A 17760-nucleotide genomic window follows, 5' to 3' on the forward strand; every position below is an offset into this window, starting at 1 on the left:
ATGAATTTCTCTGATTTTAAAACGGGTACTCCCTGGCCGTGGAGTTTAAGTGATAACATACTATCAACTTCTGTTATTAATAACCTTATAGACAATTTTCCTGAAAAACATTTACAAATGTCAGAAAGAAAAAGTGGCTCTGATAAGACTTATTTATGCAAGCAACTGAAAATTTACAGCGAGTTTGAAACTTCTCCGACATCCATTGAATTAAATAAATGTTGGTTAAATTTTATTGAATATATTAAATCGAATCAATACAGAGAGAATATAGAACGTATAACCAAATGCAAACTTGTCAATGGTAAAATTGAGATCATTTTAAATCAATATATTGAGAACTGTTTTATGTCCCCACATACTGACCGGGAACCTAAGTTAGCCACCCATCTGATTTATCTCAGTGGTAGTCTTGGTACCGATCTTGGTGGTGAGTTTGTCGTCCACAATACTAATGGGAATGTTGTAAATATGATAGAACCCTGCCCTGGAAGGTCTATTGTCTTCAAACGTTCAGACCAATCTCTGCATTCCGTTAATGCAATGCATAAAAATTATAAAAGAAATTCGATCCAAATAGTATTTTGGTCATCTCAACCTAAAAACTCACTTAAAGGAAGGATAATCCATGCCTGAAAATATCAAAATTAGACACTCACTGATTAAGGTGCAGTTTTATAAAACAGAAACATTCCCTTGAATTAAGACTGGCAGCTGCCAGACATTATCTGGCCGGAAACAGTGGATAAGAATTGTTTGGTATTGTAGAGCCACTCTACGCCTCTTGGTTAAAGCGTATCAGTATCATGGGATAGACGAAATGCCCTGAATAACCTATTACGAAATAGCGTTGATTTCTATTTTAATAAAGAAAATCGGATAAGAATTACCATTATCCATTTTAAGAAAATATTACCAAAAATAATTGATGGTAAAATTTTGAGAATTATAATGCTACCTACCGCTGTATATGGTCCTCTATGTACACCAGCTGATTATTTAACATTGAATACGTTATTACCGCAATTATTCCAAGGAGATATTTTAATGATCCCTAATTGTGGAGCTTATGCCGCTAATACAGGGCTTTCAAATTTTCTAATGCGAGAACCAGCCCAGGAGATTACTGTTGAATAATAATATTAAAAATATTCATGAGTCTATTCTTAGAACTTTTGGCCTAAAATATTTTCAGACCTGTGATTACGATAATGTGTTTCCTCGCGACTATTTTAATTCATTGAAAGCAAATAACGTACTTTATCATCTTATTACTGATTATGAATCTGCCAATTTATTCAGCTATATAGCGCATCTTATTGGTCAATATTCTATTTCTGCATCCATTTGCTGGGTTATGCATAACCAGCAGATAAATACAATCCATCAATTATCTCCGAAAATATATGAACAGCTTTTGTGTGATCAGTCATTAATTGCTTCTGTAACTTCTGAATATAATGAAATAGCTAGTAACATTCTGTCTGAAGAAGGAAGTAAACTTAGGGTGATACGAAGCGCTCCGGTCTGTAGCTATAGATATGATGCTGATTTTTTTGTTGTTTCTATGCAACATAAAAACATAATGTCTTCTGACAGATATTTAGTTTTACTGCCAAAGGAATACGTAAAATCTACCAACGGTTACCCTCTGAGCAGCAATAGATCAACCTCCAGCGGCCCAATCGAGATTGATACTTATATTAATGCTGAGCAGGTAATAGGCAACCTTTCAACAGTCTTTGCATCCACTTTTGTTCCAATTGCGCACATTGGCTGGATGTCTTCTTATAATGGAGGGCTCGAAGGTGTACTTAATCGAATAAGATCCTCCTTCCGGAAAAAAAAGAGTATGTTAAGCAAAAAGTTATCTGATGCCTTATTTCGAAATCGTATATCCCAGGTCATCGCTTTAGAATATACCAACAGATGTATTATTCAGGACTGCTTATACAAAAATTACAATATCTCTGATACTTCTCGCAAACTTTCTTTAAATGTTATCAAAACAGAAACTGCAAAAAATATCCGTAATGCCTCATATATTCTTGAAGAAGCACTAGGTTCAAAATATACCATGACACCCTTTGATGAGTTTGGCGCTGAAATATTCTGTCGCGATGCTAAATCTGCCAGTCTAATGGTTCATAATGATAAGTTTTATCAAGATATTTTCGATTTATGGATTTTAAAAATGATATAGGGAAATATAATAAACAATTCATCCATACCAATATATATACCATAACTTTTTCATAATCCAAATTATAGATAACGCTTACTATGTTTAAAAAATTCAACATTAATAATTGGTTTGCTAACTAGATTAAGCCTTTTAATTCTATTGGCAGTATGCTACCAGGCTCATCCATTAAATTCATTACTCATTATTTAAAACAGGCAAAATTGGCCATTTTTTTCATGTTACTGTTGAGCGGTTTTGTTGCTGGAATAGAAGCGGGTATGTTTTATTTTATTGGCCACATTGTTGATATGCTCAATACTGCTCCCAAAGATTTATCTGCACTAATCGCATTATACGGCACTGAGCTTTTTATCATGGCTGTAATAATAGTCTTTGTAAGAACGTTATTCACTTGGTTATTATCGCTAATTCAGAACTTAACCATCACACTTGGTTTCAGTAAACCTAATTTTTATGAACCAGGAACTTATAATTTTTTATGACAATAATTTAAATGCATTAAATTTCTAATCTATCCATTTTTGAGAATACACAATATTATGAAAGGCAATAATTAGATGCAACATATCAGTTTAAGATTTGCAGGAGAATTTATAAGCATACATGGCAATAAAGATATATGTGATAACGTTCAGAACTGTTTGCTACCCGCGTTTAAAATCCATGACAGTGCTGATGTACTGAAAATATTGTGCCGCTTTGAACTTAACTCTGTAGATAACCTTCACAGCGTTATTCACGAACTGAACATCGAATTGGATTACAGTAAACCTCATCGCCTCCCTCCAATATTAATGACCGATGAAGTACTTGGCGAAGGGATGAGGATTTTAAAATATGACGGGAAGACTACAAAAATATTGTGTGAAAAGACACCTGAACAGGATGAAATTCTCATCGACATTAGTCAGCAAGGTACAAACTGGAAGATCACATATGAGCGAAATAATATGCTAGCGAGTAGGGCTATTGTTCGTATGATAAAATATGTCGTTGGCTGTGCTCTGTTTAAAAAAGGTTGTCTATTTTTTCATGCCTCTGGCATTAACTATAATGGGAAAAATTATATTTTCTATGGTGTTAAGGGTGCAGGAAAAACAAGTACCATGTTTAAATCCTGCTTTCATTTGGGTGCAAGTTTTTTATCAGATGATATCATTGTCGGCTGGCTTGATGGTGACGAATTAAAATTCTCTGGCTGGCCTAAACGTGTTGGACTGAACTTGAGTGCAATTAGCCACGATCACTTATGTTCATTGGATATTAATTCTAACCGTCCCCAGAATATCTTCCTTGATGAGATTTATCAATATGCGGGACAACATTTACCACCGGATGAGCGAAAACGGCTTGAATTTGACACAAAAGAGTTTATAAAGATTTTTAAACTTAAATATCAGGGAGATAAAAAAAATGCCATTTTTATAAACCTGAAATTTACAACCAGTGATATATTTTCAATTACTGCACAAGATCTTAAGCATAGTGAATTATTCATGGAAGATAAAAATATAAAATACTTTACTGATTACTTATCTATTACACCAAAAATAACGCAAGACATTAGAGAAAAAGTGGAAATGAAGCTTGATAAATTACCCTCTTACGGTTGTTGCTATAGTTATAACGATACGGAAAAATTCGATTTATTCTTTAATAAAATTATTAATTTTTGCAATAGTAGACAATAAAAATTTTGATAAATATAATTAATATTAACACTTATTACTGGAAAACCATAAATATATCCCTGATGGAATAAAGCATATGATAGAAAGAATAATTGAAGTTGTTGAGTACGACTCACAATGGCCTGCATTATATCAAAAAGAAGCAAATTTATTAAATAATATACTTAACGGAAACATACACCGAATCCATCACATTGGCAGTACCAGCGTCGAATACCTCGCTGCCAAACCAGTCATCGATATTTTAGTGGAAGTCGATGATATTAACGAACTTGATAACTATACGGATATTATGCAGTCCCATGGCTATAAGGCCAAAGGTGAATTCGGAATCACAGGCCGGCGCTATTTTCAGAAAGGGGGTAACAACAGGACACATCAGGTACACGCGTTTAAAGTCGGCGATCCACAAATCGTAAAGCATTTAGCTTTTCGTAATTATTTAAGAAGACATCCCCATATTGCAAAAGAATATGGGGTTCTAAAGAAACAAGTAGTCGAAGTCTGTAATAATGATATAGACAAATATTGTAGTGGTAAAGAAGAATTTATAATTTATCATCTTGTTAAAGCCATTAAAGAATATCCAAATTATATGACTGAATAGACGCAAGCTAACAACCGGGAAAAAAATGTTTAATATATCTGAATGCAACCAAAAAAAAGCGACAATCACAGACTTTTACCAATTAATTTATCAAAGTAAACTGTACGATAGTGCTAACGATATCCTGGCAGAAAATTATTCTGGATTTTTTCTTAAATATCCACAAGTCAAAGGAATCAGTGATTTTATAGATAGTGTAAAAATATTCCACTCAAATTACAGTAATATATCCATTGATATAGAAAGATTTTATTTTAATAATGAAAATGAGGTTTGCATTATAGCAAATATGAACAGGACACAAAAAGCAAGTGTTAATTCACATTTTAGTGAGGAAATTTACGAAAAACTTAAGTTCGTTGACATATACACCTTTGATGAAAAAATCAGAATCACATCAAGACGACATTACAAAATAAACTATTAATGCCAGATATCATTAATATTTTTTACTTAAAATATATAGATTATTCCAACAATAAAATGATCAATTTTAATGCAATAAAAAATGCCAAGTTATTGGTTAAACCTTTTAAAGCTGGCACCACAACCAATCTATTTACTGATCCCACGCCACTTTTTAAGTCTTATCCTAATAGTGGTTTTTACGATATAGAAAAAGGAACAGAACATGAAAAACAGTACCGTTTTTCAGTTCGTGAAATCACAGCTTCCGATCTTGAGAATGACTTTAAAAATCTCGGTAAATGCTGGCAAATTCTATATCAGGAAGTTTCTAGTGTTCAATATCGAGATGCTATTCTTAAAGCCATAGATTTGGATATATCAGGACTAAAATTCAAAATGGGATTTTATAAATATTACCGTACCGGTGATTGGGTTTCACCTCATAAAGATAAACCTGAAAAAATCCTGAATCACGTGATGTTTTTTAATGAAACCTGGAATTGTACCAATGGAGGACAATTTTTAGGTTTAAGATCGCAAAATATAGATGATATCGTTTTTAAAGTTGAACCACTAATCGGTAACTCAGTGTTTTTTGAACCGAGAGAAAATTCGTGGCATGCCGTGAGGCCATTACTTTGTAATCAGCCACGGCTTTCTGTCCAGATTGAAATTTTCAGAACTTAATTTTAGTGTGTTACATTTATCCCAAAAAAGATGAATTATGATCATATTGTTGTTAGGTGCTCCAGCCACAGGAAAAAGTACCCTTGGGCCTTTATTAAATGCAATTATCCGGCTAAATGATAAAGTCTGGAAACTAGATTCCCTCAAACTGAATACTTTACTTGACCAATTAATTGAATCATTTGCCGGACAATATTTTCTATCCGACGATAAAACAGCATTAGAACGTCTTCTTCGCCTAGGTAATATCTCGGTTACAGACTTCCACTGTCTAAATAATCTCAGAAAAAGTGACTTTAAATGTGCAGAAATTGATAATTTCAAAGACTACCGTGATTATAAAGGAAATCTGAAAACAGATTTAACTTTTAAAGCCCATGCTTTTATTCAGCAGCAAGTAATTTGTGATATCAGCCGAGTCCTTATTCCTGGTACCGGGATGTGGCTCAACAGACTACTGCCTTTATTGGAAGAAAAACCCAACACACTATTTAAGGTTGTTGTTCCTGATCCACAATTACAAGGTTATTTTTATAATGAATTGGCATTGGCAGTAAAAAGAAGGTCTTCTAAACAAGCTCAAAAACAGCAAAAATTTGTTACTAAAGAAGTTATGAAAAATATTTATAACCGACAACAACAATTTCTTAGCGCCAATGGCCCTTGGAGTAAAATAAAAGGATGTCAAAACGGCAAGGTACTCTCAAATAAAATAAAGAATGTCCTTAGCGATATCGGCGATCCAGTACGATTAAACCAAGAAACCCAAAAAATCCGCCACGAACTCAGACAACTTCTCCAATGCAGTTACACACAGGGGGAACAGAATTGTTAGTTGTTCAAAACCATAGCGAAGTGAATGCCATTGAATGGAATACGTTTATGGTTCATCATTCCAGTACACCCTATCCTCAAACGACTATTCACGCAGAATATGTCCAACAGTGCTATAGCGCATTACCGTTATACATCACAATACAATCTGAACGTGCAGAATTAAGGTGCCTGATTTTTATCAATAAAAAAAGAGGTACAGTCACTTGGTATTGTGGCCCCGTCATCAAAGGAACTAGTGTAGTAATAAGCATATTAGTTGACAGATTCCTGCGCTGGATAACGCAATTTGGATTCCCAATCAGAAACGCTAGTTGCATCGAAATGACTAGCCTGCAAGCAATATTAACCAGCAATGAAATACTGAATCATGCCGGTCAATATAATATTACCTCGACCCTGGCCACTCTCATTAAAATAAGACTGGATTGCAATATCTGGGAACAAGCTATTTATCGCACAGGAGGAAAGAAACGAAAAATTAAAAATTTGGTATTAAAAAGCGTTAGAGACGGGGTAGAGGTAAGTTCATCATCGGAATTTCTCCCCCAAGAAGAATCAGTCTTATATATGGAAAAATATAAGGCCCTGATGGAACGGGGATTTCAGCGCAATGCTATTACACAACAGGATGCTTCAGGTGCATGCAAGATATTACTGTCTCAGGACAAGAAAGGAGACAGTAAAACTTTCTTTGCTTTCAAAGGGAAAGATGTTTTAGCATGTCTTAACTTCGCAATTATTGGGTCAGAGGCATATTTGCGTAAGCTGGTTTATGACGACAGAAGCTATCTATCCAATAGCGGAGTAACCTATCATGCAATGATGACCGCCGCTGAATGGGCCCAGTCTCAGAAACTGAAAACACTTAATCTCACCTCTGTGCGATTATCTAAAGACGACAAAACAAGGCGTATGAGACAGTACAAAACACGCTTTGGTGGAACTATTTTACCTATATATGAATTTTCTTCTCTGAAAAATGATTAACATTAGAAAACTCAGTTTTGCTGGCATTAACTATTATCGAATGGCTTTAGGTTACAGAGACATTTCCTCTTGTCCAGAATTGCTGGATGTGCTGGTTGATTTTCGTAATCCTCAGGAAGCCGTTCGTAATACAACCATAGCGAAATGTTATATTAATCTACCAATGACGGATGTAGGCAGTAAATACCGTAATATCCGTATACCCTGTATCAATGATCTATTGGAATTTTATATAGAGATTGTAGAGCGTTATCAGCCTGAATTTCGTCAGTTAAATACAATAGTAAAAAACAATAAATTAGTTGGTTTCGGTTGTTATTTTGGTAAAGATAGAACTGGAATCGCTTCATATTTGCTTAGTAAAATGTATGGTCTTCCTTGGGAAAGGATTATCTATGATTATGAACAATCTGGCACAGAATTGATAAAAAATATTGATTATTTTTCATCTCATTGGAAAAAAAGAAATATAACCAAACAAGATTATATGAACAGATTAAAAACGGATGGAAAAGCTATTTTGCAATTAGACGACTACATTATAAAAAAATATGGTTCTGTTGCTAATTACTTAATACCATAATTTAATTTTCTCAGCTATATACCCTTCATTTTTCAAGCTGCTGCTTTGTTGGCTGCTTTCACTCACCCCAGTCACATAGTTAACTAACCTGAGTTCTGGTTAAGCCGTCACTAATATGTCCATTTCTGAGCGGGAGATATTCAGTGACGGTTTGTTCTCTTTGAAACAATAAGCGATTAGCCCTCCTAACACATTCAACATGAATCCCTGTAGACTACGGTGTCGTGAGTGCTCTATCTGAGAAATATTCTTTAACTGATCATGGATGGGGTGAGTAGGCCACGGGAACTCAATGGCATTCGGTTAAGGAAACAACGATGTGATAAAATAGGATTTAAATGAGCAAGGGGGAATGGATCATGGATTTATATCAACGCCTAAACAAAACCTTTTTTAATTCATGTTCGACGATTGATAAATCGTGGCAAAAAAGAAAAAGAACAATAGATACAAAATTGATTGTCTTATTCCTCATGAAAATTATTTCAGGAAAAAATAATCATGGATATGCTTATATCATCAATGAAATATGGGATGACTGCGTTCATGAAAATATACTTCTACCTCAGTACAGTCCTATTTCAGCCTCATCAATGTGCGAAGCCAGAATGAAATTACCTGATGATGCCATCAAAACCATTAATAAAGATATTGTGGCTGTCTGGGAGAAAAACACTCTCCCGACAACATGGAAAGGACACCGAATTTTTGCCATTGATGGATCAAAGCTCAATGTCCCCAGAAAACTTATCAATAATGGCTATCGTGTCACACAACGTACGTCCAGACATTATCCCTATGCCATGATGAGCTGTCTCTATGATGTGTTGAATTCAATTGTATATGATATTGATTTTGTTAACCATAATAATGAAAGAGCTTGTGCGGAAAAACATTTTCACTGTCTGAATACCCATGATGTCATTATCTTCGACAGGGGATATTTTAGTTATTATATGTTACATCAAGTCATAAAAAATAACTTGAATGCCATATTCAGAATGCAGGAAGGTAATAGAAATAAAGTGGTTAGATAATTTTCTGACAGTCATTACGATGATGCGATTGTGACTTATGTTCCCTCTGAGGCGGTAAAATCAGACCTTAGAAAAAGAAAACTACTTTCAGCATTCCCTACTATAACGTTACGGTTAATAAAGTATTTTCATGAAGATGTTGAATATATTTTTGCCACGACTTTAACCCATCAAGACCATTATAAAGTCGAAGACTTCGGTGATTTATATAATCAGCGATGGGAAATAGAAGAATTATATAAATTATCCAAATCAATATTATGTGTTGAAGATTTCCATTCACATAATGAAAAAGGGGTCAACCAAGAACTTCAGGCACATATTTTATTACTTAACCTGGCAAGAATACTAGGAAATGATTGTTATCACAAAGACGATGAGGGCAAGGGTATCAATGACAAGGATAATAGGGATAATGAACGGAAACTGAACTTTAAAAACTGTTTATTTTTTATTGTCAAACACCTCCCTCTGATCATTCAAAGTAGGTTAAAAAAGCATTTTAAATCATTTTATTACCTACTTCACAAGTATATAACAAAGATGACCCAACGGGTGAGACCAGGACGACACTATCCACGAAAATCGATGAAACCCCGAACACGGTGGAACTCTTTTGATGCGCCGGCAAGATCTTAACCGAATGCCATTGATCGTCGGACTAATCCAAAGTAGAAATTTTTGAAATCGCGATAATGTGACATATGAAAAGCAATCACAATGGTCATAATCTCGCTGGCACTCATGCGGCCATGACGTCTGCGCTGACGATGTCCTTCCTTGATACACTGTTGTTCCCAGAGTGGAATGAATACACGGCAAAAATCATCGACATCGCAGAAGAGTTCAACTAGTTTATCCATGCCTGTTCCTAATAAGATCGTTTTTTTCTTGGTCGAAAATTTTGATCTTGGAACAGGCACTTAGTTCCATTTTTTTATCCAGAGTTCAGGTTAACTATGCTCCTGGGGATTCGCTCACTTGCCGCCGCGCTGCAACTCGAAATCTATTGGGTATATTCCTATTAGCACTACAAATAAATACATAAAATTAAACTTAATATCTATGGATTTTAACACAATCACTCGATTTATTTATCGTCTCATTAAACTGATAGTGAAATTTATAATAGAAAATTATTTTTTTAAAGAAAAATTTTATATTGAACTCCCTATACCAACCAGAATAACTCGTATTTCGCTCTTTTTTGCAAGCCCGCATCACAATACGCTTAAAGTAGCGATAAGCGGCTTTATACCAAGTACAATTCAATATTATGATATCACTACAGTAATGCATACGAAATGCTAAAGTCTGTAAATAGTTTCCCGCAATGATCCACTCTTCCAACTCCAAAACCTGTTTTAAATTTTCTTTAAATGTTTCATCATCTGGACGCCGCCATCCTTTTTTCCAATAAATATCATCCAAGTCAAAAACATTTATCCCTGTTGTTTCAGACAGCTGTTTACCAAGAGAGGTTTTACCGCTACACGGGCGGCCTACTATTAGAATTTTCCTTCCCTTAAAATCGTTTAATCGAATCAATCAGTTTTCCTCTTGTGTCTTCCTTACATACTGTCACTCTATAATGATTTTCAAATCCCGGAATGTGGTTCAAATTTGCAACATAAACCCCTTGAGAAAGTAACTCTTTCCACCATTGCCCGGGATAAGCAATTTTTAGCAATTTAAATAATACAAAGTTACTCACACTCTGCGTATAGGTTTCGACACACTCTAACATGACCATTTGATTTATCAGTTGCATTCTGTTGTATTGAATACTATTTCGATATTGTAATAAAAAATCAGGTTTTTTAATTAATTGATGCGCGATATAGAGACTAATACCCGATAATGTTGACTCTGGAAACAAGCAACCTATATCTTCTATATTTTTTGCATACCTGCAATCCAGCCAACTCTTAATCCTGGTAATCCATAGGATTTAGAGAGACTGTTCAGTACGAGCAAATTATCATAGGTTTTAGTGAGAATAATATCTGAATCACGGCCAAAACCCGAATAGACTTCATCCAAAATAACAGTGATGCCACTGTCTTTACAGCTCTGGAGAAATACGGTGATCTGATCGCGTTCAAAGCAATCACCAACAAAAGGGTCTGGGTTAGTTAAAACCAATAAATTACACTGATGCCTCAACGTCTGTTCATATAAAGATGATAAATCAAACTGGCTATCTGGTGTTCTTGAGCACTGTACATAAGGTATTTCATTGATGTTAAGATAAAGAGAATAGCCATCATAATTTGGTGTCGTTAATAAAACTTTATTTTTTGTCTTATCAAGGCTACTAAAGAGTACTCTGATAGCATCATGGCAACCACTGGTCAATACAATATTTTCAACACCAAGATGTGATTTCAGACAATGATATATATCATCGTAAACTGGATATTTAAGAAGCTCAACCGGATCGACATTATTTAGTAATGTCCGAAAAAACAAGGGGTCATCTGTTACCAGATTTTCATTACTCTTCAGATTTAAATATCGCCTTTTATTCTCTTTTGTTCGGCGAATAATCTGTATTCTTGAATTGATGCTATGTAACATATTGCAATGCCTTTGCGCTTAATTTTTCCATCTGCGTGTTCACTCTATATCAAGTAGCGAAATATAAACTCGAATGACGTTAATATTGGTTATACCTGTTATCCTTCAAGTTGCTGCTTTGTTAGCTGCTTTCACTTACCCCAGTCACATAGTTATCTATGCTCCAGGGGATGCGTTCACTTGCCGCCGCGCTGCAATTTGAAATCTATTGGGTATATATGTTTTTAAAAAAATAATTTGCATACAATATCTATTCACACCTTCAACCTTAATAGGAGATACACTATGCCATGATTTATCGTCAGTTTTTATCACCACTGAATTTTGATAGTGTGGTTCAATATTGGCTATAACTGAGGCTTCATCAGACGTTTTTAGAATATTTAAACAGCCACCATAGGATTTTGGCCATTCCTCACTAAAATAGATAAGATGAGTAACATATTTTTCAGCTTTATCTAGATGTGGTGATAGATAGTTTTGATTTGAATATTTCCAGATATTGATGACGCACTCTTTATCCAATAATAATGCTGTTGTGAACTCACTTAACACTTTTATATATTGAATAGAGCGCACATCTTTCAGTAATTCATTTAATCTCTCTCCCTGTACATTCTGTCTATTAGTTTCAAACAACGACATACTGTAGCTTTTGTCGCTTCTCTCTGCCGCTACAGGACAAAAATCCAACTGCTCTATTTCAGATGCAATTTGAATCGCATCCTGTCTTGTTATTAAATCATTAATAACTCCCCATTCCCAAGGATAATTGTTAAATTTAGAAGATTGAAAGGCTGATAATTTTAAGATTTTCATATTAGAGTTTTTATTGGGTATTTTTTAGCTAATAGTATTTAAAATCATTATTTTTTGCAATACATATCGTATATTTCCCCTCCCGCCTGATATCAACAGGAGTCCCTTTCGAAGGAAAAGATGGTGTGATGACTACCATTATGTATCCTCAAAAATAGAGGATTTGGAAACGTAACACACTTAAATCATTATCAGAAATCACTCTCAATAAAAACGGTTACCGGGCTGACTGAATACCAGTTACATTGTCAGGGATTTTAATAAAAAAACGCCTAAAAATAACATTGTGATTTAATAAAACCTTTAAAGAATATATAGTTGCACGCCATTGATAAATATTATAACATAAGAACATTGGATAATTCATTCATTTTAGAAATAGTAAAAGTAAATTTTAGGAACAAAGTCAATCAATATATACTGACGGATGTAAAAATATGCATGATATCCTTGATAAAAAAAATATAATCTCAGCTAATTATATCATTAGTGATTATTTAGGCATAAAAGAAAATGAGGATGTAGATTTAGATCATGTTATCTCTGCCGATCTACATTTTCTGGGAAAACATAAACTCATTCCAATATGGTTTGACCTTATAAAAAAATATGGTGAAGTAAAGAAACTCACACGGCAAACTTACTATATGCTGTCATCATATCTCACGTATATGAGAAGTCAGCAAGAAATAAAATTGCAGGAAATACAGAACATTGGTAAGCGATTTGATCAAAATAGCCTACCTTATGCCATTAAAAAAGGACACGCTTTATCATCTCTGTATAAAGATAGAATACATAGAAACTATAATGATATCGATTTATTAATAAACAATTCACAATTAGAAAAGTATTTAGATATTCTTTATTCACAAGGCTATATTGAAGGGATTTATGACTATAGCAAACAGGAAATTATTAAATATTCTCGATTTGATATGATCAAATACCAGTTAAGCCCCGACCATCATCCACATCTGGTTAAATTAATTGATGATATACCTGTCGCTATCGATCTTGCATACACATCTTGCTGGCACACTCACCCAGAAGAAAAAACATTTCATATAAATAACTCAGATACAGAAATTATTGATGGAGTCCGCTGTCTGAGCGGTAAATCTCTTTATTACGATACAATGTTTCATCTGTACAGAGAAAGTCGATTTCTCAGTTCATTAGAAGGTAGATCTCCCTTTTTATTAAGTTATATAGATTTGATGCTTTTGAAAAACAGTCAATCCGGCCCCATCCAGCCTACATTCAAAGAAAACGAAGCACTTGAGAAAGATATTTCAATAATTTTATCAGATGATATTGATAATATACTAAACTATAAAGTAAAATTAGCTGATATAAAAAACAACGTTTCCTTTAATCTCTTTTTATACACCGCCAAGAGTTCAAAAAAGGAAGCTAGAAAAATGATTGAAAACGTTAGAAAAGAAAGCCTGAATAACGGGAAATAAATTTATCATGAAAATAAAAACAACTTTTTTTGCTACTTTATTTATAACAATACTATTAGCTGGCTGCGGCTACAATCAGCAAAATAGTGAAACGATTCTCACAAAACAAAATACCAGCGCTGTATTATGGGTGCAAAACTCTAGCGAATATCTAGCATTAGTGACACAAGCTTTTAATATGGCAAAAGACGCTTTTGATCGTGCTGATAACATACCAGGTAAAAAGAAAGCTGTTGTGGTAGATATTGATGAAACTATCCTAAACAGCACATCATATAACGCTCAACAAATTAAAAGTGGTGAATTGTCTAACCGGAAAAACTGGGAAGAATGGGTATCAAAGGAAAAATCCAGCCCCATACTTGGTGCTATAGACTTTGTAAATTATATCATCAATAACGGGGGAGAAATATTTTACGTTTCGAATAGAAAGTCTGACGATTATCAGCATACTATGAATAATCTGATCAAAAATGGGTTCCCGAATGTCTCAGAAAAAACATTACTCTTACGGGATAAAACGTCCAATAAACAACACCGTTTCAACACAATCACTGCGTCCGGTTATAACATAGTCGTATTTATGGGCGACAATTTAAACGATTTTGGAGATGTTTTTTATCGTAAAAAAGACAATAAACGTAAAGAATTAGTCATGATGAATGCTCCGAATTTTGGTTATAAATTTATTATGATGCCAAATCCTATTTATGGTTCTTGGGAAAATGTATTAACTGACAATTACCCTAGATTAAACCTCAATGAAAAAATTGAAGCGCGTAATAAACTAATTAATAATAAGAGTTATAAATAAAACGGGCCATAATTAAAAGCCTATCCCCAAAGCTGGTATTTTTACTTAGGATGGCTTTTTCATAAATAAGAAAATCGATACTTCGGTGTCCAGATCAGATGATATTTGCAACGCCAAAATACATGTGATGAGCTTCTATAGCAGAAAGAAATAAAAACGCAAAGTCGCGTGTATTCATGAATGCATAATGCAAAAACGAAAGGCTTTTTGGAATGAAAAAGCCACAGTTTTGCGACTATTATTGAATACAGTTCCCTTGCAATCATCCCTTGTATCTTGAAATTTGATTACCATAAACAGGATTAGATTTGGCAAGGTTCATTGTAGCTTGTAACCCTAGGGTTACAAAACCCGTCTGACAGCGAATAACGCACGAACCGAGCCACTCATCAGAAACCCGAATAGTTGCTCGAATTCCATATCGTATTTACAAGGAAGGGTAAAAATGAGTCAACTAAAGCTTCTCTGGATATCTCTGCTAATAGTGGAATAAAAACAGTTCACTGCCAGCAGTGATATTAGATAGCTTTGACACCATTTTCCGAAGCAAATAAATAAAATTCTGATAAACCACCGTAGTTTGGTAAACTTGAGCAATGACAACTATTACTGATATCAAATTTTAAGGAATAACATGTCGTTATATCAGGACCACCAAGCTCTTGAGCAGCTTACACTCGGCAAAACTACTTTATATCGTGACCAATATGATGCCAGCTTATTACAAGCTATACCCCGTAAGATGAACCGTGAACCACTGAAAATTTTCCCTGACAATTTGCCGTTTCACGGCGCTGATATCTGGACGCTTTATGAACTATCATGGCTGAATAACCGTGGTCTGCCACAAGTTGCTGTCGGGCATGTTAGTTTAAATGCAGTAAGTAAAAACCTGATTGAATCTAAAAGTTTTAAGCTCTATCTGAACAGCTTTAACCAAACTCGTTTTGAAAACTGGCAAGCCGTCGAAGAAACACTACAGCGCGATCTGGCTGCTTGTGCTGAGGGCGAGGTAGAAGTGACACTTCATCATCTAGATCATTTTAATAACCAACCCATCGCCGCTTTTACCGGTGAATGTATTGATGATCAGGATATTGAAGTAACTGAATATAATTTCAACCGTTATTATCTGCAAGATGCAGCACAAGGTCCGCTAGTAGAAGAAGTTTTGGTTAGCCATCTGCTGAAATCTAATTGCCTGATCACCCATCAACCTGACTGGGGATCTGTCCAGATCCACTATCAAGGGCCAAAAATCAATCGAGAAGCATTGTTACGTTACTTAATATCATTCCGGCATCACAATGAATTTCACGAGCAATGTGTCGAGCGTATCTTCAACGATTTGCAACAATTATGTGCACCCGAAAAGCTCTCAGTCTACGCACGTTATACCCGTCGCGGGGGATTAGATATCAACCCGTGGCGTACAAATAGTACAAACTTTACTCCAGCAACAGGCAGATTGGCACGTCAATAAATCCGTTTTAAATCTGCATTCCTAAGCGCAATTTGTGAAAAATAAGCCGAAATAGGGCATGTAATACATTCAGTTTAGTGATATTGATATGCAATCCATTCAGTTTAGTGATATTGATATGTAATCCATACACGGTATACAAGGAGTCATTCTTGATCACACATATCAACCCACTCGGCTCGATGGATTTATTATCTCAACTTGAAGTAGATATGCTAAAGAGTACCGCAAAAAGTGATCTGTATCGCCTGTTCCGTAATTGCTCACTGGCCGTACTCAATTCAGGTAGCCAAACCGATAATAGCAAAGAGCTGCTCTCTAAATACACCGATTTTGAGATTAACGTATTGCGCCGTGAGCGCGGGGTAAAACTGGAACTGGTGGATCCACCAGAAGACGCATTTGTTGATGGAAAAATTATTCATTCACTACAAGCTAACCTGTTCGCAGTGCTGCGGGATATCTTATTTGTTCATACACAGATTACCGATCCAGGACAACAGGATTATTCCGATTCAGAGAATAGCGCACACATCACCAACAGAATATTCTCTATTCTGCGCCACGCCAGAGCGCTGCATACCGATGAAGATCTCAATATGATCGTCTGTTGGGGAGGCCACTCCATTACTAAGCAAGAGTATCAATATGGCCGTAAAGTCGGTAATCAGCTTGGGTTACGTGGACTGAATATCTGTACCGGCTGTGGCCCCGGAGCAATGGAAGCACCGATGAAAGGTGCAGCTGTCGGCCATGCCCAACAGAATTATAAAAATAGCCGTTTTATTGGTATTACCGAACCATCAATCATTGCGGCTGAACCCCCAAATCCATTAGTGAACGAGCTGATTATCATGCCAGACATCGAAAAACGTCTGGAAGCTTTTGTTCGTATTGCTCATGGTATCGTTATTTTCCCAGGTGGTGTCGGTACAGCAGAAGAATTGCTTTATTTGCTAGGTATTCTGATGAATCCAGAAAATCAGGAGCAAATACTGCCGTTGATTCTTACCGGACCGAAGGAGAGTGAAGACTATTTCCAAGTTCTGGACGAATTTATTGTTCATACATTGGGCAAAGAGACACGACGCTATTATCACATCATCATTGATAATGCGCCTGAAGTTGCCAGAATAATGAAAAAAGCGATGCCATTAGTGAGAGATAACCGCCACAGTACCGGTGATGCATACAGTTTTAATTGGTCAATGAAGATCAATTATGATTTGCAACAGCCGTTTGAACCATCACATGAAAACATGGCTAATCTCAATCTCTATCCTGATCAGTCATCTGAAAAACTGGCAGCGTCATTGCGCCGGGCTTTTTCCGGAATTGTTGCAGGCAATGTAAAAGAGGTGGGTATTCAATCGATTGAAAAACACGGCCCATTCAAAATCCACGGTGATGCTAAGATAATGCGCCATATGGATAAGATACTGAAAGACTTTGTGGAACAGCACCGAATGAAACTACCGGGAGGTACTGCCTACGAACCTTGCTACGAAATCATCAAATAAAATTACCTGAAAAAATATCCACGCTCCACGGA

19 protein-coding genes and 3 pseudogenes are annotated in these 17760 nt (G+C 35.4%); 16 read left to right on the forward strand and 6 right to left on the reverse strand.

Annotated features, from left to right (window positions below; genetic code table 11):
• The 11 genes from KZ793_RS13535 to KZ793_RS13585 all read left to right on the forward strand — a co-directional run bounded on the left by KZ793_RS13535 (window position 1) and on the right by KZ793_RS13585 (window position 8006).
• Window positions 1–636, forward strand: a complete 636-nt coding sequence (locus KZ793_RS13535; RefSeq protein ID WP_225815813.1) for a 2OG-Fe(II) oxygenase — start codon at window positions 1–3, stop codon at window positions 634–636.
• A 315-nt stretch (window positions 637–951) separates the two neighbouring features.
• Entirely contained in the window at window positions 952–1137 is a 186-nt protein-coding gene (locus KZ793_RS13540) for a hypothetical protein (protein ID WP_225815814.1), read from the forward strand.
• Complete coding sequence (locus KZ793_RS13545; RefSeq protein ID WP_225815815.1) at window positions 1130–2203, forward strand: hypothetical protein; 1074 nt, start codon at window positions 1130–1132, stop codon at window positions 2201–2203. Before KZ793_RS13540 ends, KZ793_RS13545 begins: the two co-directional genes overlap by 8 nt.
• 218 nt (window positions 2204–2421) lie before the next feature.
• The gene (locus tag KZ793_RS13550) at window positions 2422–2688 is read left to right on the forward strand and encodes a hypothetical protein (protein ID WP_225815816.1); all 267 of its coding nucleotides are present in this window, start codon (window positions 2422–2424) and stop codon (window positions 2686–2688) included.
• A 75-nt stretch (window positions 2689–2763) separates the two neighbouring features.
• Window positions 2764–3897 carry a hypothetical protein gene (locus tag KZ793_RS13555; RefSeq protein ID WP_225815817.1) on the forward strand — a complete coding sequence of 378 codons (1134 nt, stop codon included), beginning with the start codon at window positions 2764–2766 and terminating at the stop codon, window positions 3895–3897.
• 76 nt (window positions 3898–3973) lie between these two features.
• Window positions 3974–4504 (forward strand): GrpB family protein, encoded by a 531-nt coding sequence (locus tag KZ793_RS13560; protein WP_225815818.1) that lies wholly within the window; start codon window positions 3974–3976, stop codon window positions 4502–4504.
• A gap of 25 nt (window positions 4505–4529) precedes the next feature.
• Entirely contained in the window at window positions 4530–4931 is a 402-nt protein-coding gene (locus KZ793_RS13565; protein WP_225815819.1) for a hypothetical protein, read from the forward strand.
• Entirely contained in the window at window positions 4931–5599 is a 669-nt protein-coding gene (locus KZ793_RS13570) for a 2OG-Fe(II) oxygenase family protein (protein WP_225815820.1), read from the forward strand. The genes KZ793_RS13565 and KZ793_RS13570 overlap by 1 nt, the downstream gene beginning before the upstream one ends.
• Before the next feature lie 37 nt (window positions 5600–5636).
• A complete protein-coding gene (locus tag KZ793_RS13575; protein ID WP_225815821.1) occupies window positions 5637–6434 on the forward strand; it encodes a hypothetical protein in 798 nt (265 codons plus the stop codon).
• Complete coding sequence (locus tag KZ793_RS13580; protein WP_225815822.1) at window positions 6428–7423, forward strand: hypothetical protein; 996 nt, start codon at window positions 6428–6430, stop codon at window positions 7421–7423. Before KZ793_RS13575 ends, KZ793_RS13580 begins: the two co-directional genes overlap by 7 nt.
• A 40-nt stretch (window positions 7424–7463) precedes the next feature.
• Window positions 7464–8006, forward strand: coding sequence for a tyrosine-protein phosphatase (locus KZ793_RS13585; protein WP_225815823.1), 543 nt, complete (start codon window positions 7464–7466; stop codon window positions 8004–8006).
• Between the two features lie 99 nt (window positions 8007–8105).
• Here KZ793_RS13585 and KZ793_RS13590 read toward each other — a convergent pair.
• Window positions 8106–8273: pseudogene (locus tag KZ793_RS13590) on the reverse strand (IS982 family transposase); the annotation flags it as partial.
• A 341-nt stretch (window positions 8274–8614) separates the two neighbouring features.
• On the opposite strand from KZ793_RS13590, the pseudogene KZ793_RS13595 reads away from it, so the two are divergent.
• A pseudogene (locus tag KZ793_RS13595) lies at window positions 8615–9682 on the forward strand (IS4 family transposase).
• Window positions 9683–9714: 32 nt separating this feature from the next.
• Here the strand turns inward: KZ793_RS13595 and KZ793_RS13600 are convergent.
• The 5 genes and pseudogenes from KZ793_RS13600 to KZ793_RS13615 all read right to left on the reverse strand — a co-directional run.
• Window positions 9715–9906: pseudogene (locus tag KZ793_RS13600) on the reverse strand (IS982 family transposase); the annotation flags it as partial.
• Between the two features lie 193 nt (window positions 9907–10099).
• Window positions 10100–10591, reverse strand: coding sequence for an AAA family ATPase (locus KZ793_RS13605; protein ID WP_225815824.1), 492 nt, complete (start codon window positions 10589–10591; stop codon window positions 10100–10102).
• Window positions 10569–10922 carry an aminotransferase class I/II-fold pyridoxal phosphate-dependent enzyme gene (locus tag KZ793_RS22910; RefSeq protein WP_397443610.1) on the reverse strand — a complete coding sequence of 118 codons (354 nt, stop codon included), beginning with the start codon at window positions 10920–10922 and terminating at the stop codon, window positions 10569–10571. The genes KZ793_RS13605 and KZ793_RS22910 overlap by 23 nt, the downstream gene beginning before the upstream one ends.
• Window positions 10923–10936: 14 nt before the next feature.
• Window positions 10937–11623 carry a pyridoxal phosphate-dependent aminotransferase gene (locus KZ793_RS13610; protein ID WP_225815825.1) on the reverse strand — a complete coding sequence of 229 codons (687 nt, stop codon included), beginning with the start codon at window positions 11621–11623 and terminating at the stop codon, window positions 10937–10939.
• A 156-nt stretch (window positions 11624–11779) separates the two neighbouring features.
• Complete coding sequence (locus KZ793_RS13615; RefSeq protein ID WP_225815826.1) at window positions 11780–12442, reverse strand: 2OG-Fe(II) oxygenase family protein; 663 nt, start codon at window positions 12440–12442, stop codon at window positions 11780–11782.
• Window positions 12443–12879: 437 nt separating this feature from the next.
• Between KZ793_RS13615 and KZ793_RS13620 the strand changes: the two genes are divergently transcribed.
• From KZ793_RS13620 to ppnN, 4 genes are all read left to right on the forward strand, one after another.
• Window positions 12880–13911: a nucleotidyltransferase family protein gene (locus KZ793_RS13620; RefSeq protein WP_225815827.1), complete on the forward strand. Its 1032-nt coding sequence runs from the start codon at window positions 12880–12882 to the stop codon at window positions 13909–13911.
• A 7-nt stretch (window positions 13912–13918) separates the two neighbouring features.
• Window positions 13919–14725, forward strand: a complete 807-nt coding sequence (locus tag KZ793_RS13625; protein WP_225815828.1) for a 5'-nucleotidase, lipoprotein e(P4) family — start codon at window positions 13919–13921, stop codon at window positions 14723–14725.
• A gap of 634 nt (window positions 14726–15359) precedes the next feature.
• Window positions 15360–16208, forward strand: coding sequence for an NADPH-dependent 7-cyano-7-deazaguanine reductase QueF (gene queF, locus KZ793_RS13630; RefSeq protein WP_225815829.1), 849 nt, complete (start codon window positions 15360–15362; stop codon window positions 16206–16208).
• Between the two features lie 152 nt (window positions 16209–16360).
• Window positions 16361–17728 carry a nucleotide 5'-monophosphate nucleosidase PpnN gene (ppnN, locus tag KZ793_RS13635; protein ID WP_225815830.1) on the forward strand — a complete coding sequence of 456 codons (1368 nt, stop codon included), beginning with the start codon at window positions 16361–16363 and terminating at the stop codon, window positions 17726–17728.
• Window positions 17729–17760 lie beyond the last annotated feature (32 nt).

This window comes from Photorhabdus antumapuensis (assembly GCF_020387775.1).
Lineage (GTDB): Bacteria > Pseudomonadota > Gammaproteobacteria > Enterobacterales > Enterobacteriaceae > Photorhabdus > Photorhabdus antumapuensis.

Bases quoted from the DNA above. Each gene is read 5' to 3' on its own strand.
- KZ793_RS13535 (WP_225815813.1), top strand. From the start codon at position 1: ATGAATTTCTCTGATTTTAAAACGGGTACTCCCTGGCCGTGGAGTTTA.
- KZ793_RS13540 (WP_225815814.1), top strand. From the start codon at position 952: ATGCTACCTACCGCTGTATATGGTCCTCTATGTACACCAGCTGATTAT.
- KZ793_RS13550 (WP_225815816.1), top strand. From the start codon at position 2,422: ATGTTACTGTTGAGCGGTTTTGTTGCTGGAATAGAAGCGGGTATGTTT.
- KZ793_RS13555 (WP_225815817.1), top strand. From the start codon at position 2,764: ATGCAACATATCAGTTTAAGATTTGCAGGAGAATTTATAAGCATACAT.
- KZ793_RS13560 (WP_225815818.1), top strand. From the start codon at position 3,974: ATGATAGAAAGAATAATTGAAGTTGTTGAGTACGACTCACAATGGCCT.
- KZ793_RS13565 (WP_225815819.1), top strand. From the start codon at position 4,530: ATGTTTAATATATCTGAATGCAACCAAAAAAAAGCGACAATCACAGAC.
- KZ793_RS13570 (WP_225815820.1), top strand. From the start codon at position 4,931: ATGCCAGATATCATTAATATTTTTTACTTAAAATATATAGATTATTCC.
- KZ793_RS13575 (WP_225815821.1), top strand. From the start codon at position 5,637: ATGATCATATTGTTGTTAGGTGCTCCAGCCACAGGAAAAAGTACCCTT.
- KZ793_RS13585 (WP_225815823.1), top strand. From the start codon at position 7,464: ATGGCTTTAGGTTACAGAGACATTTCCTCTTGTCCAGAATTGCTGGAT.
- KZ793_RS13610 (WP_225815825.1), bottom strand. From the start codon at position 11,623: ATGTTACATAGCATCAATTCAAGAATACAGATTATTCGCCGAACAAAA.
- KZ793_RS13615 (WP_225815826.1), bottom strand. From the start codon at position 12,442: ATGAAAATCTTAAAATTATCAGCCTTTCAATCTTCTAAATTTAACAAT.
- KZ793_RS13620 (WP_225815827.1), top strand. From the start codon at position 12,880: ATGCATGATATCCTTGATAAAAAAAATATAATCTCAGCTAATTATATC.
- KZ793_RS13625 (WP_225815828.1), top strand. From the start codon at position 13,919: ATGAAAATAAAAACAACTTTTTTTGCTACTTTATTTATAACAATACTA.
- queF (WP_225815829.1), top strand. From the start codon at position 15,360: ATGTCGTTATATCAGGACCACCAAGCTCTTGAGCAGCTTACACTCGGC.